We start from the raw sequence: 13,273 nt of genomic DNA on the forward strand, positions 1-13,273 counted from the left end.
TTCGTGGGCTCGCTTAACATGGGCGCCGGTCAGTTCTGCACCAACCCCGGCCTGGTGATCGCCGTGAAGGGCGAAGCACTCGATGCCTTCGTGGCCTCTGCCGGCGAGGCGGTGAAGGGCGCTGCCGCCCAGACCATGCTGACCCCGGGCATTCATGAGGCCTACACCCAGGGCGTGGATGGCCTGGTGGCCAGCAGCCATGCCCGCGAAGTGGCGCGCGGCCCGGCCGGCGACGGCCCCAATGCCTGTCAGGTAGGGCTGTTCGTGGCCTCCGCCGAGGACTTCCTGACCGACGAGGCCCTGCAGGCCGAGGTCTTCGGGGCCACCTCGCTGGTGGTGGAATGTGCCGATCAGGCCGAGGTGAAGCGTGTGGCCGAGCACCTAGAAGGCCAGCTCACCGCGACCCTGCAGATGGATGATGGCGATCTGGAGGCGGCCCGCGGCCTGTTGCCGGTGCTGGAGCGTCGTGCCGGCCGGGTGATGGCCAACGGTTGGCCGACCGGCGTCGAGGTCTGTCATGCCATGGTCCATGGTGGGCCTTATCCGGCCACTTCGGACTCACGCACCACCTCGGTGGGCAGCGCGGCGATCCACCGCTTCCTGCGCCCGGTCTGCTACCAGAACCTGCCCCAGGGGCTACTGCCCGAAGCGCTGCGTGACGGCAACCCGGCGGGCGTCAGCCGCCTGGTCGACGGCAAGCGTGAGGCCTGAGGAGACGCTCAACTGAAAAAGCGTCACCGGAATCACAGGTGAAAGCATTACGGGACGGCATCCGCCGTCCCGTTGTCATGTGTGAGCGTTCGAGTCTTCCGCTAAGGCAGAAGTATCATCAGCTAGGCTATCGACGAGATCACGCAGATGGTCGATGAGCTCCTGTGCGGCTGGCGACAGCGGCTCACCGCGCCGACTGATGATGCCGTAATAGTCGAGCGGTTTGCCAATCACCCGCTCGAGTATCACGTACTGGCCGCTTTCCAACGGGCGTCGCAGTACCGAACGCGGCAATACCGCCAGCATGTCGGATGTCTGCAGCAGCTGGAGGGTCGCCTGGATCGAGGTGGTCTCGACGACATCGTTTGGCGAAGCCACGCCCTCCTCGGCCAGCGCCGCCTCGAACACACCACGCATCGGACTGGTCAAGGGGTGCAGGATCCAGGGCCAGCGGCTCAGTGTGGCTAGGTCAGGCGCCTCATCACTTAGCACCAATGGATGGTCGTGTCGCACCACCACCCGCAGAGGCTCATCGAGCAATGGTTCGAAATCAAAGAGGTTATGCTGACTGACATGCGTCAGCCGGCCAATCACCAGATCAAGCCGCTTATACTCGAGTTCTGCCAACAGCTGATCACTGGTCTGCTCCTGTAAACTAACCGATAACCGCGGCCGCTGGCGTTTGAGTCGGGCAATCGCCGCCGGCAAGATCTCAGGTGCCGCCGCTGAGATAGCGCCGATCAACAGCTGCCCATAGCCCCCCTCGCGCAGGTCGTTGATATCACTGACAAGACGATCAGCATCGTTCACCAGCCGCCAGGCATGGCGAATCACCTGCTCACCCAGCTCGGTAGGCTGCATGGCACGCGGCAGGCGTTCAAAGATGGCGAAGCCAAAATAGGCCTCTAGGTCGCGCAGCATCTTGCTCGCCGCCGGCTGGCTCAAGTGCATCGTCCGCGCCGCCGCATGCATGTTGCGGCTCTGAGCAAGCGTTGTCAGTAGCGTCAGATGCTTGAAACGCAGCCAACCACAGAGGCTGGAGGATGACAGTCTTTCCATGGCGATGAGGTCTCCTACCAGCGTAATGGGGCTTTGCTCGCGACACGACGGCATCTTGATAACCTGAAAGAGGTACAGCGCCACGAGCCTAAGTTGGCATTAAATTGCGAACGAATCATAAGCTGGTGAGAGATGCCATACCAAGCCGCATGACCACGACACGCAACAAGAACGACGTTTCGCAGGAGACTAGCATGCACGATGACAAGACGATCGGGATGATCGGCACCGGCATCATGGGCGGGCCAATGGCCAGGCGCCTGGCACGGGCCGGATGGCGGGTGAAGGCCTGGAACCGCAGCCGCGACAAGGCCGCTGCACTGTGTGAGGTAGGCAACGTCACGCTGGCCGACAGCCCGGTGGAAGCAGCCGAGGACACCGCCGCAGTAATCGTCATGCTGAGCTCCGGGCCGGTATGCGACGAGGTATTGCTCGGCGAAGCCGGGGCCTTGGCCGCCATGCGCCCCGGCAGCACGCTGATCGTGATGAGCTCGATTCCGGTCGAAACCGCCCGCACACAGGCCGAGGCGGCACGGCAGTGCGGCGTTTCCTACCTGGATGCGCCGGTGTCAGGCGGCGAGCGAGGCGCCATCGACGGCACCCTGGCGATCATGGCCGGCGGTGAGGCTGCCGCCTTCGAACAGGCCGAACCGCTTCTCGCTGAGCTGGGGCGCCCGGTGCATGTCGGCCCCGCTGGCAGCGGCCAGCTGGCCAAGCTCGCCAACCAGATGATCGTCGCCAATAGCATCGCCACGGTCTCCGAAGCGCTGCTGCTGGCTGAACGCGGCGGCGCGGACCCGGCCCGCGTCCGCGAAGCGCTGCAAGGAGGTTTCGCCGACTCGACGATTCTGCGCGTCCACGGCCAGCGCATGATCGAGGGTGATTATGCCCCGGGCGGTCCGGCAAAGTGGCAGCTCAAGGATACCCAAACCGCCATGGCACTGGCCGAACAGCTGTCGCTGGAGCTACCGGTCAGCCAGTTGGTCAACCGGCTGTTCCACGATCACGTCGCGCATGGCGACGGCGAACTGGACCACAGCGCGCTGATCCGCGAACTGCGGCGACTCAACCGGCTGCCAGTGGAATAATAGGAAAAACGGCCTAGAGCGTTTCCACCCAGCTCAGATAGCGCGGCATCACCACCTCGCCGGCCTCGCGAAAGTCGGCCAGGCGTTGTCTCACCTTGGTCTCGGCGTTGGCCAAGTGCTCGTCGAGCGCTTGCCCCGCCTGCTTGGGCAAGCGCGCACTCAGCGCCTCGAATACCCGACGGTGCTCCGTGAAGAGCGGGTCCTCAGCGGGCATCTCCACTGCACCGCCAAGCAGGTGCTTGCTGATCAACAGGATAGGCCGCGTGCGGCGCAGCATGGTGATGATCTCCGGATTACCGCCGCGCATCAGCGCCTCTTGGTGCAGGTCATTCTCGAGCGCATCGAGCCTGGCGCCCTCGAGATTCGGATACTGCCGGGCGGCGTCATCCAGCCGAAAGAGATAGCCGTCGAGCTCCTGGTCTAACAGGACGCCGCAGGCACGGGAAATCATGAAGGGTTCCAACTGACGACGAGCGTCGTACAGGTGATGCAGGCGCTCATCGTCCAGCGGTATCACGCTCCAACTGCTGTACTTGGTCTTGTCGACGACTCCCAAGGACTGCAGCGAGGCCAGGATACGTTGCGTCGTCGTGCGGCTGACAGCGTAGGTCTTGGCGAGTTGGAGTTCGTTAAGCTCCAGGCGGCCTTTCATCGAGCAAAGCACCAGGTCGCGTTCGACCTTTTCGGCCAATGCCTGCCAGGCTTCAGTGCGCTGGATTGATGCCTGCCCTCCCGCCGCCCGGAAATCACCGGCCCCCAGGGTGCGCCGAATGACCTCCCCGCCTCCCCGACCGACCAGATAGCCGCGGCCGTCGAAGCGACAGATTTTGCCCTCGTCATGCAGCCGGCTCAGGGTCTGGCGCACCGGAGAGCGGCTCATGTCGAAGATAGCGGCAATATTGCCCTCCAGCAGCACCAGCCCAGGCTCGAGATGTCCCCGGTCAATCCCTTGCACAAGGGCCTGATACAACTGCTCTTTCAATGTATTGCTCATGCACACACTCGACCAGGAAAACGCGCCATATCCTCTCGCTAAAACGCCTGTCGTACTAGCCTCAGCGCTTAGGTGACAGCGCCGACCATCCAGGGGACGAATTCGTTGTTGCCATAGCCAAGCGTCTCGCTGGCACTGAGCTTGCCGGAGGCCACCGCGATGATATGTTCGAAAATCTCGCGGCCGACGCTCTCGACGCTCGCCGCCCCATCGACAATGGTACCGCAGTTGATGTCCATGTCTTCGTGCATGGCCTCGAACATGCGAGTGTTGGTCGCGAGCTTGAGACAAGGCGCCGGCTTGAAGCCCGATACCGACCCTCGGCCAGTGGTGAAGCAGACCATATTGGCCCCCGAGGCGATCTGGCCGGTCACCGATGCCGGGTCGTAGCCGGGGCTGTCCATGAAGTTGAATCCGGGCCGCTGGCGCGGCTGGGCATATTCGAGGACGTCATTGAGGCTCGATGAACCACCCTTGGCCACCGCTCCCAGCGACTTCTCGAGGATCGTCGACAGGCCTCCCGCTTTGTTGCCCGGCGATGGATTGTTGTTGAGCTCTGCCCCATTGATACGGGTGTAATGCTTCCACCAGGCAAGTCGCTCGAGCAACTTGATCGCCACCTCTTTGTCGATGGCGCGATCCAGCAACAGATGCTCCGCGCCATAGATCTCCGGCGTCTCGCTTAAGATCACGTTACCGCCATGTTTGACGATCAGATCCGCGGCATGACCAAGGGCCGGGTTAGCAGAGATGCCCGAATAGCCATCAGAGCCTCCGCACTGCAGCGCCACGGTCAGATGCTCCAGCGCCGCCGGGCGCCGCACTGGGCGCTGCTGAGCGCGCGCCATCTCAAGCACCTTGTCGCTGGCCAGCCGGATGCTCGCCCGCGTGCCACCCGCCTCCTGAATATTGAAATAATAGATGCGCGAGCTGTCTGCCAGACCGGACTTCTCGACCAGTTGCTTGACCTGGTTGGTCTCGCAGCCCAGGCCGATGATCAGCACGAAGGCAAAGTTAGGGTGGCGCGCATACCCTGCAATCACCCTTTCGAGGAAGGCGAAGCCGTCGGATTCGGTGTTCATGGCACACCCCGATCCGTGAGTGACCGGCACGACACCATCGAACCCCAGCGCCTCGATCTCTCCACCGGCATTGAGTGATTCCGCCGCCATCTTAGCCACCGTCGCCGAACAATTCACCGTCGACAGGATGCCAATGTAGTTGCGCGTGCCCACCTGGCCGTTGTCGCGATGGTAGCCGTCGAAGGTCCGCTCGTTCGCCATCACAGGCGTCTGCTCGGCCGGAACGAAATTCGTCAACGACGAATCGCGCTCGCGCATCGCCAAGTTGTGGGTATGTACGTGCTCGCCGATGCCAATGTCGTGACTGGCAACACCGATGACCTGACCGTATTTGATGACCTCATCACCGTCGGCGATCGCCGCCAATGCCACCTTGTGACCAGCATCGATGTTCTGGGCGGCAAGGTGCTGGCCAGCATCGACAGGAAATCCTTGAGGAATCGCCCGGGTGGCGACGCCGACATTGTCGGCGGCATTCAGCCTGACCACCGCCTGCGAATCATTGATGAGCTCCATACCTGCACCTCGAGAAAGCGATTGTTGGGGTCTTGTATCGCGCATACTTCCACACAATGACTATTGCACACAATAATCAAAAAATAGGAACCGCTCCCTCCCGTCCCGTTACGGCGAGCTTGTGATGCCAGCCTCGTACGCGCCCCACGGGGCGAGGCGGCACTGACGGAGGCACGGACGAACTGATAACCAAAACGAATCGATTAAACTTATTTTCGATTGGATGGAAATCAAAAAGTCGACGTAGGCTGCTAGGACGCTTGGCCCGGCCCCGACCGGGAGAACGACCTCACAGGAGCAGCAAAGATGACCACCATTACCCACCTCGAAGTGCGCGACACCCGCTTCCCGACCTCACGTGATCTGGACGGTTCGGACGCCATGAATGCGGCGCCGGACTACTCGGCCACCTACGTGATTCTGTCGACGGATGCCGGCGACGGGCACGAAGGCCACGGCCTGACGTTCACCATCGGTCGTGGCAACGAGGTGTGCGTCGCCGCCGTGAACTCCCTGGCCTCACGCATCGTGGGTCGCGAACTGGAGACGATAACCGCCGATATGGGCCGCTTCTGGCGCGATCTGACCAGCGGAGATAGCCAGCTGCGCTGGCTGGGGCCAGAGAAAGGCGTCATCCACCTTGCCTGTGCCGCCATCGTCAACGCCGTCTGGGATCTGTGGGCGAAGCGCGAGGGCAAGCCCATCTGGAAGCTGCTGGCCGACATGACGCCCGAAGAGCTGGTGCGCTGCCTGGACTTCCGTTTCGTCAGCGATGCCCTGACGCCGGGCGAGGCACTGGCGATTCTCAAGCGCAACGAGGCCGGCAAGGCGCAGCGCGAGGCGCACATGCGCGAGGCCGGCTACCCGGGTTACACCACCTCGGCGGGCTGGCTCGGCTATTCCGAGGACAAGATGCGTCAGCTGGCCCGCGAGGCGTTGGCGGAAGGCTGGGAGCATTTCAAGCAGAAGGTCGGTGGCGACCTGACCGAGGACCGGCGGCGCGCGCAAATCCTGCGTGAAGAAATCGGCTGGCAGCGCACCCTGATGATGGATGCCAACCAGATGTGGGATGTCGACGAGGCGATCGCCAACATGCGCAGCCTGGCCGAGTACGCGCCGCTATGGATCGAAGAGCCTACCAGCCCGGACGACATCCTCGGCCATGCCGAGATCCGCGCCCGCCTGGCCCCGTCGATCGGCGTCGCCACCGGCGAGCACTGCCACAACCGGGTGATGTTCAAGCAGCTTCTTCAGGCCGATGCGATCGACTTCTGCCAACTCGACGCCGCACGCCTGGGCGGCCTCAATGAGGTGATCGTGGTGCTGCTGCTTGCCGCCAAGTACGACGTGCCGGTCTGTCCGCACGGGGGTGGGGTCGGGCTGTGCGAATACACCCAGCACATTTCCCTGTTCGACTACATCGCCGTGTCCGGTTCGCTGGAGGGCCGCCTGCTCGAGTACGTGGACCACCTGCACGAGCACTTCGTCGACCCGGTTCGTATCGACAAGGGCCGCTACCTGGTACCCGAAGCGCCCGGCTACAGCATCACCATGCACCCAGAGTCACTGGCACGTTTCCAATTCCCCGATGGCGAGGCCTGGCAGGAATGACCGTATCGTCGCCGTCTGCCACAGCACTACGACCAATGGCCAAGTCTCATTGCGTGACCTGTCGTGTAAGTTGAACATATAAAATCTTGTGGTGAACATAGCTAAGTAGCGTGTTCACCCTCGGCCGATATGCAGCGCGCCGCTTTCGGCCAACACGCCGCGTGTTGTAGACACGCCAGCCACACCAAGGAGCCAAGCATGACAACAACCACAATGACGCGTGTGACCTCTATGATCGGTGCCGCACTGCTGGGTTTGACCGCCCTGCAGGCCAATGCCGCACCTGAAATGCCGCCGATTCCCGACGTCCAGGGCGACGTTGTCCAGGCCGATGGCGATTTCAAGATCAAGTTCAGCATTGGTACCACCCAGTCCGGTGCTCAGTACCGCGGTCTAGAGTACTTCGAAAAGATCGTCGAACAGCGCAGCGATGGCCACATCCAGGTCGAACTGTTCCCCGGCGCTCAGCTGGGTGATGACCTGCAGGCGGTCAGCGCCCTGCAGTCCGGCACCCTGGAGATGACCGCGCCATCGACCTCGCCGCTGGTCAGCATGTTCCCGAAGTTCGCGCTCTTCGACCTGCCCTTCCTGTTCCCCACCCCGGACGTGGCCGACCAGGTATTGGATGGCGACATCGGCCAACAGATGCTGGATGAGGCATCGACCAACGGGCTGGTGGCGATCGGCTGGGCCGAGAACGGCTACCGTCAGTTGACCAACAGCCGACAGGAAGTGACGGCACCTGAGGATCTCGAGGGCCTCAAGGTTCGCACCATGCAGAACCCCATCCACCTGGATATCTGGCGCACCCTGGGCGCCAACCCGACGCCGATGTCCTTCGCTGAGCTCTTCACCGCACTGGAACAGGGCGTGGTCGATGGCCAGGAAAACCCGTGGATCACCATCCAGTCCTCGCGCTTCAACGAGGTTCAGGATTACGCCACTGAAACCAACCACGTCTACACCCCGTTCATCACCCTGGTCTCTGAGCGCTTCTGGTCGCGCCTGCCGGCTGAGTACCAGCAGCTGCTGCGCGATGCTGCCCAGCAGATGGGCGAATACGAGCGCCACGTCGGTCGCAGCATGAACGACCAGATCAAGCAGGACCTCGCCGACTCCGGCATGCAGATCACCGAGCTGACACCGGAACAGGTGAAAGCCTTTCAGGACAAGGTCGCACCGGTCTACGACAACTGGCGTGACCAGATCGGCGGCGAGCTGATTGACCAAGTCCGCGCTGCCTCGCAGTAACCATCGCAGCCGTCGGGTGGGAGCCTACTCCCGCCCGACGCGTCATTTCCGGAGGGCTTCATGAACGTATCTTCCCCCTCGACGTCCCGCCGCATGCTCGCCTTGCTCAAAACCAGCCTGGAGGTCGCCGTCGGCCTGCTGGTGGTGGGTGTGGTGTTCTGTGTGGTGGCCAACGTCTTCGGCCGCTTCGTGCTCAATTACTCCTATGCCTGGGCCGAAGAGCTCTCCCGCGTGCTGTTCATATGGCTAGTGCTGCTGGGCGCCGGCCTCGGCAGCATCGATCGGGAGCACGTCGCCGTCAGCTTCTTCAAGGACAAGGCGCCGACCCCGCTCAAGAAGCTGTTCTCGCTGCTGTCGATCATCATCATCTATGTCGTCTGTGTGTGCATCCTGCTGGGTTTCTGGGATCAGATCTCTGGCTTCACCAGCGCCACGCCGATGCTGCAGATCCCCGGGACCGTGCTCTACAGCGCCATGCCCGTGATGGCAGTGCTCACGCTGATCGCCAATAGCCTGGCGCTCTATCACCTGCTCAGGGGGCAGCCGCAATGATTCTGTGGAGTATCCTCATCGGCCTGGCGATCTGCATCGTCATCGGCCTACCCATTTCGTTCGGGCTGGCCGCCATCAGCCTGTTCATCTTTTTCTATGCCGACTACTCGCTATCACCGATTGTCGCTCAGGCAGTCAACGGCCTGAATTCCTTCCCGCTGCTGGCGATTCCGCTGTTCATCCTGGTCGGCGAGGTGATGAGCCAAGGCGGCATCGCCAAGCGCCTGGTGAGGCTGGCCAGCGCCCTGGTCGGCTTCATTTCCGGCGGCTTGGGGCAGGTGGCCGTTCTGACCTCGATGTTCTTCGGTGGCATCAGCGGCTCGGCGGTCGCCGATGCCTCTGCCGTGGGTAGCATGATGATCGAGCCCATGAAGCAGCACCGCTACAGTGCCTCGATGGCAACCGCCATCGTGGTCGCGGCTTCGGTGGTGGGCATCATCATTCCGCCATCGATTCCGATGATTCTGTTCGGCGTGGTGACCAATACGTCGATCTCGGCGCTGTTCATGGCCGGCATTCTGCCCGGCATCCTGATTACTCTGGGGCTGGCGATCACCACCTTCTTCCAGGCCAAGAAGACCGGCAAGGCGCAGCCCTTCGATATCCGCGAACTGTGGCTGGCGCTCAAGGACGCGCTGCTAGCGCTGCTGCTGCCGGTGATCATCGTCGGCGGCATCCTCTCCGGCGTCTTCACGCCCACCGAGAGTGCGGCCGTCGCCCTGATCTATGCCATCGCGGTGTCGATGTTCGTCTACCGCAGCCTCACCCTGCGCCTTTTCTTCTCACTGTGCATCGCTACCGGCCGACTGACGGGCGTCGTCATGCTGCTGCTGGCCTTCGCCAGTGTGCTGGCCTGGCTGCTGACCGCCAATATGATCCCCCAGCAACTGGTCGTTAGCCTGTCGGCGATCACCGAGAACCGGCTGCTGCTGCTCCTGCTGCTGTCGTTCTTCCTGCTGGTGGTGGGCTTTTTCATGGACCTCACGCCGGCCATGGTGATCCTGGCGCCACTGATGACACCGGTCGTGGTCAAGCTTGGCATCGACCCCGTTTATTTCGGTGTGCTGATGTCGTTCATCCTCGGTCTAGGCCTCATCACCCCGCCCGTTGGCACCGTGCTCTACGTCGGCTGCGGCGTCGGTCGGGTCGGCATGGAAGCACTGGTCAAGAGCCTGCTGCCCTTCTATCTGACCCTGCTGCTGCTGTTGGCGGCCTTCCTGCTCTTTCCCGGCCTGATCCTCTGGCATCAGTGATCGCGCATTGCGACAGGAGACCGCGCATGAACATTGACCAGAACACGCTAAGCGCCTTCTTGACCGAGTTGATGGGCGAGAGCGGCGTCATCAGCGAAACGGCTGACACCTCTCGCTACACCACCGATTGGAGCGGCGAGCGTCTCGGCGAGCCGCTGCTCGTCGCTCGTCCACGCAGCACGCAAGAGGTTGCGGCCATCGTCGGTTTTTGTCATCGCCACCAGGTACCAATGGTCGCTCAGGGCGGCCATACCGGCCTGGTCGGTGGCGCACTGCCCGATGCCGAGCGCCCGGAACTGGTGATCAGCCTGGAGCGGCTCAACCGGATCAGGGACATCGATCCCCTCAACTTCACGCTGAGCGTGGACAGCGGCTGCGTGCTTCAGACCATCAAGGACGCCGCCGCAGAGAGCGACTGCGACTTCCCGCTGAGCCTGGGGGCTCAGGGAAGCTGTCAGATCGGTGGCAATATCGCCACCAATGCAGGCGGCCTCAACGTACTGCGCTTCGGCATGATGCGTCAGCTAGTGCTGGGCCTCGAGGTGGTGTTACCCGACGGGCGAATCTGGAACGGCATGCATGCCCTGCACAAGGACAACCGCGGTTACGATCTCAAGCAGCTGTTCATCGGCGCCGAAGGCACACTGGGTATCGTCACCGGCGCCATGCTGAAGCTGTTCCCCAAGCCCGAGACCAGTCGCACCGCACTGGTCGCGGTTCCCGATGTGTCCGCTGCGCTGGCGCTCTATGCTCAAGCACGGCGCAGTTGCTGCGACCTGCTGTGCGCGTTCGAGCTCATTCCGCGTGCCTGCCTGGAGCTTGCCCTCGAGGCGGCGCCTTCTTTATCCGATCCGCTGGAAAGCGCGTACCCGGTCTACGTGCTGTTCGAAGTCGCCGCCAGCGGCCCGGTCGATCTCGATGCCATGATCGAGCACCTCTTCGAGAAGGGTATGGAGGACGGTCATGTGCTCGATGGCGTTCTCGCCGCTAACGATACCCAGGCCAACCGCCTCTGGCAGATCCGTGAATACATGGTCGAGGGCCAGCAGCACCGCGGCGAACATCTTCGTACCGATATCTCACTGCCGATCTCATCGCTCAGCGAGTTCTACGACGAGGCCAGCCGAGCCATGATCGCTCGCTCGCCGGATACCGAGATCATCGCCTATGGCCATATCGGTGACGGCAACCTGCACTTCAATTTGCTACCGCCTCCCGACTTGGATCTCGCCGCCAAGCAGGCCCTGCTTCACGAGCTCGAAGGCGAGCTGTTCGCCATTGTCGAGCGCTACCAGGGCAGCATTAGCGCTGAACACGGCATTGGCCGCGTCAAACAGGCCCCTTTTCTGGACGGCCTCAGCGATCTCGAACGCGAATTGATCACCGGCCTCAAGACCCTTTTCGACCCCGACGACCTGATGGCCGCCGGACGAATTCTGCCCCGCCGGGCATGACTCGCCAGGCCCTTTCAGCTACAGGAATGACCATGCATCCAACCGATCCTCATCACTGCCTTCCCCAAGACCTCGACCAAGCCCTGCTGATCGGTCGGGTCTGGCGCGATACACCACAGCCAGGCCCGGCCATCGTGGTCGTACGGCGTGGCGAAGTGCTGGATATCTCCGCCCATATCGCCACCGTCGCCGACCTGCTCGACCTGGAAGATCCCGCCGCCTTCGTAAAGGACGTAGCAGGGGAATCGCTGGGCCAGGTCGATGCCCTGCTCAAAGCCGCCCTCAACGGTGCTGAAGACGCCCCTCGACTGCTCGCGCCCTGTGACCTGCAGACGGTCAAGGCATGCGGCGTCACTTTCGCCGTGAGCCTGCTCGAGCGGGTCATCGAAGAGCAGGCAGGCGGCGACCCGCAACGGGCAAGTGAGCTGCGCCGCGAGATCCAGTCCTTGATCGGTGGCGACCTGTCGCGAATCCAGCCGGGTTCGCCTCAGGCCCTCGCCCTGAAGGCCGATCTCCAGGCGCGAGGCGCTTGGTCTCAATATATGGAAGTCGGCATCGGCGAAGATGCCGAAGTGTTCTCGAAGGCCCAGCCGCTCTCCTCGGTGGGCTTCGGCGACACCGTCGGCCTTCATCCCGCGTCGCGCTGGAACAACCCTGAACCGGAAATCGTGCTGGCCGTCGACGCCTTCGGTGCTCCGAAAGGGGCGAGCCTCGGCAATGACGTCAACCTGCGAGACATCGAGGGACGCAGCGCCCTGCTGCTGGGCAAGGCGAAGGACAACAACGCCTCTTGCTCCATCGGGCCCTTTATCCGCCTGTTCGACGAGCACTTCACGATGGATACGGTGCGCCAGGCTCAGGTGTCACTGCGCATCGAAGGCAGCGACGACGACTTCCTGCTGGAAGACTCGAGCGATATGCGCGAGATCAGCCGCGACCCCATGGACCTGGTGGCACAGACCCGGGGCGCCCACCACCAATATCCGGACGGTTTCATGCTGTTCCTCGGCACCATGTTCTCCCCCGTTCAGGACCGCGACGGTCCGGGCCAGGGCTTTACCCATCACCTGAATGACCGCGTGACCATTGCCACCCCAAGCCTTGGCGCCCTGGTCAATCACGTCGGCCGCAGCGATCTGCTGCCGCCCTGGACCTTCGGCCTGCGCGCGCTGTTTGCGCATCTCGCTACCCGTGGCCATCAATAACCTTTGCAACCAATACCGCCATTTCATCAATGCGCCAGGAGGCAACATGACTCTGGAAGGAACGCAACTGATCGGCCAACGCGCCGTGACCGCCAATGGCCAGGCCATTCACGCCATCAATCCCGCTACCGGCGAGACCCTGTCGCCGGGCTACCCCGCCGGCAGCAAGGCCGAGGTCGAACAGGCCTGTGAGCTGGCCTGGGCGGCCTTCGAGACCTACCGCGAGACCGGCCTGGAGGCGCGGGCGCGCTTCCTCGAGACCATCGCCGACGAGATCGAGGCCATCGGCGATACGCTGATCGAGCGCGGCGTGGCCGAGTCCGGCCTGCCCCAGGCCCGCTTGCAAGGCGAGCGCGGCCGTACCTGCGGCCAGCTACGCCTGTTCGCCTCGGTGGTACGCGACGGCGAGTGGCTGGACGTGCGCATCGACCCGGCCTTGCCCGAACGCGAACCAATGCCGCGGGTCGACCTGCGCCAGCGCCATATCGCCCTGGGCC

At 62.9% G+C, this 13,273-nt stretch carries 12 protein-coding genes; 9 read left to right on the plus strand and 3 right to left on the minus strand.

Features of this window, described 5'->3' with window-relative positions; translation table 11 throughout:
- The coding region (locus BLR71_RS17090; RefSeq protein ID WP_139172684.1) for an aldehyde dehydrogenase family protein at window positions 1-711 on the plus strand (711 nt) is incomplete at its 5' end.
- Between the two features lie 75 nt (window positions 712-786).
- Here BLR71_RS17090 and BLR71_RS17095 read toward each other — a convergent pair.
- Window positions 787-1,770, minus strand: a complete 984-nt coding sequence (locus BLR71_RS17095) for a LysR substrate-binding domain-containing protein (RefSeq protein WP_092529033.1) — start codon at window positions 1,768-1,770, stop codon at window positions 787-789.
- A gap of 149 nt (window positions 1,771-1,919) precedes the next feature.
- On the opposite strand from BLR71_RS17095, the gene BLR71_RS17100 reads away from it, so the two are divergent.
- Window positions 1,920-2,858 carry an NAD(P)-binding domain-containing protein gene (locus BLR71_RS17100; protein ID WP_139172686.1) on the plus strand — a complete coding sequence of 313 codons (939 nt, stop codon included), beginning with the start codon at window positions 1,920-1,922 and terminating at the stop codon, window positions 2,856-2,858.
- 13 nt (window positions 2,859-2,871) lie between these two features.
- Here BLR71_RS17100 and BLR71_RS17105 read toward each other — a convergent pair whose 3' ends face one another.
- Window positions 2,872-3,852 carry a GntR family transcriptional regulator gene (locus BLR71_RS17105; protein ID WP_092529037.1) on the minus strand — a complete coding sequence of 327 codons (981 nt, stop codon included), beginning with the start codon at window positions 3,850-3,852 and terminating at the stop codon, window positions 2,872-2,874.
- Window positions 3,853-3,920: 68 nt separating this feature from the next.
- Complete coding sequence (locus tag BLR71_RS17110) at window positions 3,921-5,450, minus strand: UxaA family hydrolase (protein WP_092529039.1); 1,530 nt, start codon at window positions 5,448-5,450, stop codon at window positions 3,921-3,923.
- A 306-nt stretch (window positions 5,451-5,756) separates the two neighbouring features.
- Here BLR71_RS17110 and BLR71_RS17115 point away from each other — a divergent pair, with 306 nt between their 5' ends.
- The 7 genes from BLR71_RS17115 to BLR71_RS17145 all read left to right on the plus strand — a co-directional run.
- Window positions 5,757-7,061: an L-fuconate dehydratase gene (locus BLR71_RS17115; RefSeq protein ID WP_092529041.1), complete on the plus strand. Its 1,305-nt coding sequence runs from the start codon at window positions 5,757-5,759 to the stop codon at window positions 7,059-7,061.
- A 198-nt stretch (window positions 7,062-7,259) separates the two neighbouring features.
- Entirely contained in the window at window positions 7,260-8,312 is a 1,053-nt protein-coding gene (locus tag BLR71_RS17120) for a TRAP transporter substrate-binding protein (protein WP_092529043.1), read from the plus strand.
- 60 nt (window positions 8,313-8,372) lie between these two features.
- A complete protein-coding gene (locus BLR71_RS17125; protein WP_092529045.1) occupies window positions 8,373-8,864 on the plus strand; it encodes a TRAP transporter small permease in 492 nt (163 codons plus the stop codon).
- Window positions 8,861-10,117 (plus strand): TRAP transporter large permease, encoded by a 1,257-nt coding sequence (locus tag BLR71_RS17130; RefSeq protein ID WP_092529047.1) that lies wholly within the window; start codon window positions 8,861-8,863, stop codon window positions 10,115-10,117. The genes BLR71_RS17125 and BLR71_RS17130 overlap by 4 nt, the downstream gene beginning before the upstream one ends.
- Window positions 10,118-10,143: 26 nt before the next feature.
- Window positions 10,144-11,571, plus strand: coding sequence for an FAD-binding oxidoreductase (locus BLR71_RS17135; protein WP_092529049.1), 1,428 nt, complete (start codon window positions 10,144-10,146; stop codon window positions 11,569-11,571).
- 32 nt (window positions 11,572-11,603) lie between these two features.
- The gene (locus BLR71_RS17140; RefSeq protein WP_092529051.1) at window positions 11,604-12,776 is read left to right on the plus strand and encodes a fumarylacetoacetate hydrolase family protein; all 1,173 of its coding nucleotides are present in this window, start codon (window positions 11,604-11,606) and stop codon (window positions 12,774-12,776) included.
- A 46-nt stretch (window positions 12,777-12,822) separates the two neighbouring features.
- Window positions 12,823-13,273, plus strand: a 451-nt coding sequence (locus tag BLR71_RS17145) for an aldehyde dehydrogenase family protein (protein WP_139172687.1), incomplete at its 3' end; no start/stop codon positions are given.

The sequence above is a fragment of the Onishia taeanensis genome (genome assembly GCF_900100755.1).
GTDB lineage: Bacteria > Pseudomonadota > Gammaproteobacteria > Pseudomonadales > Halomonadaceae > Onishia > Onishia taeanensis.

Excerpts from the sequence above, each read along its gene's own strand:
- BLR71_RS17110 (WP_092529039.1), bottom strand. The coding sequence starts at position 5,450 with ATGGAGCTCATCAATGATTCGCAGGCGGTGGTCAGGCTGAATGCCGCC.
- BLR71_RS17095 (WP_092529033.1), bottom strand. The coding sequence starts at position 1,770 with ATGGAAAGACTGTCATCCTCCAGCCTCTGTGGTTGGCTGCGTTTCAAG.
- BLR71_RS17115 (WP_092529041.1), top strand. The coding sequence starts at position 5,757 with ATGACCACCATTACCCACCTCGAAGTGCGCGACACCCGCTTCCCGACC.
- BLR71_RS17120 (WP_092529043.1), top strand. The coding sequence starts at position 7,260 with ATGACAACAACCACAATGACGCGTGTGACCTCTATGATCGGTGCCGCA.
- BLR71_RS17130 (WP_092529047.1), top strand. The coding sequence starts at position 8,861 with ATGATTCTGTGGAGTATCCTCATCGGCCTGGCGATCTGCATCGTCATC.
- BLR71_RS17140 (WP_092529051.1), top strand. The coding sequence starts at position 11,604 with ATGCATCCAACCGATCCTCATCACTGCCTTCCCCAAGACCTCGACCAA.
- BLR71_RS17135 (WP_092529049.1), top strand. The coding sequence starts at position 10,144 with ATGAACATTGACCAGAACACGCTAAGCGCCTTCTTGACCGAGTTGATG.
- BLR71_RS17100 (WP_139172686.1), top strand. The coding sequence starts at position 1,920 with ATGACCACGACACGCAACAAGAACGACGTTTCGCAGGAGACTAGCATG.
- BLR71_RS17105 (WP_092529037.1), bottom strand. The coding sequence starts at position 3,852 with ATGAGCAATACATTGAAAGAGCAGTTGTATCAGGCCCTTGTGCAAGGG.
- BLR71_RS17125 (WP_092529045.1), top strand. The coding sequence starts at position 8,373 with ATGAACGTATCTTCCCCCTCGACGTCCCGCCGCATGCTCGCCTTGCTC.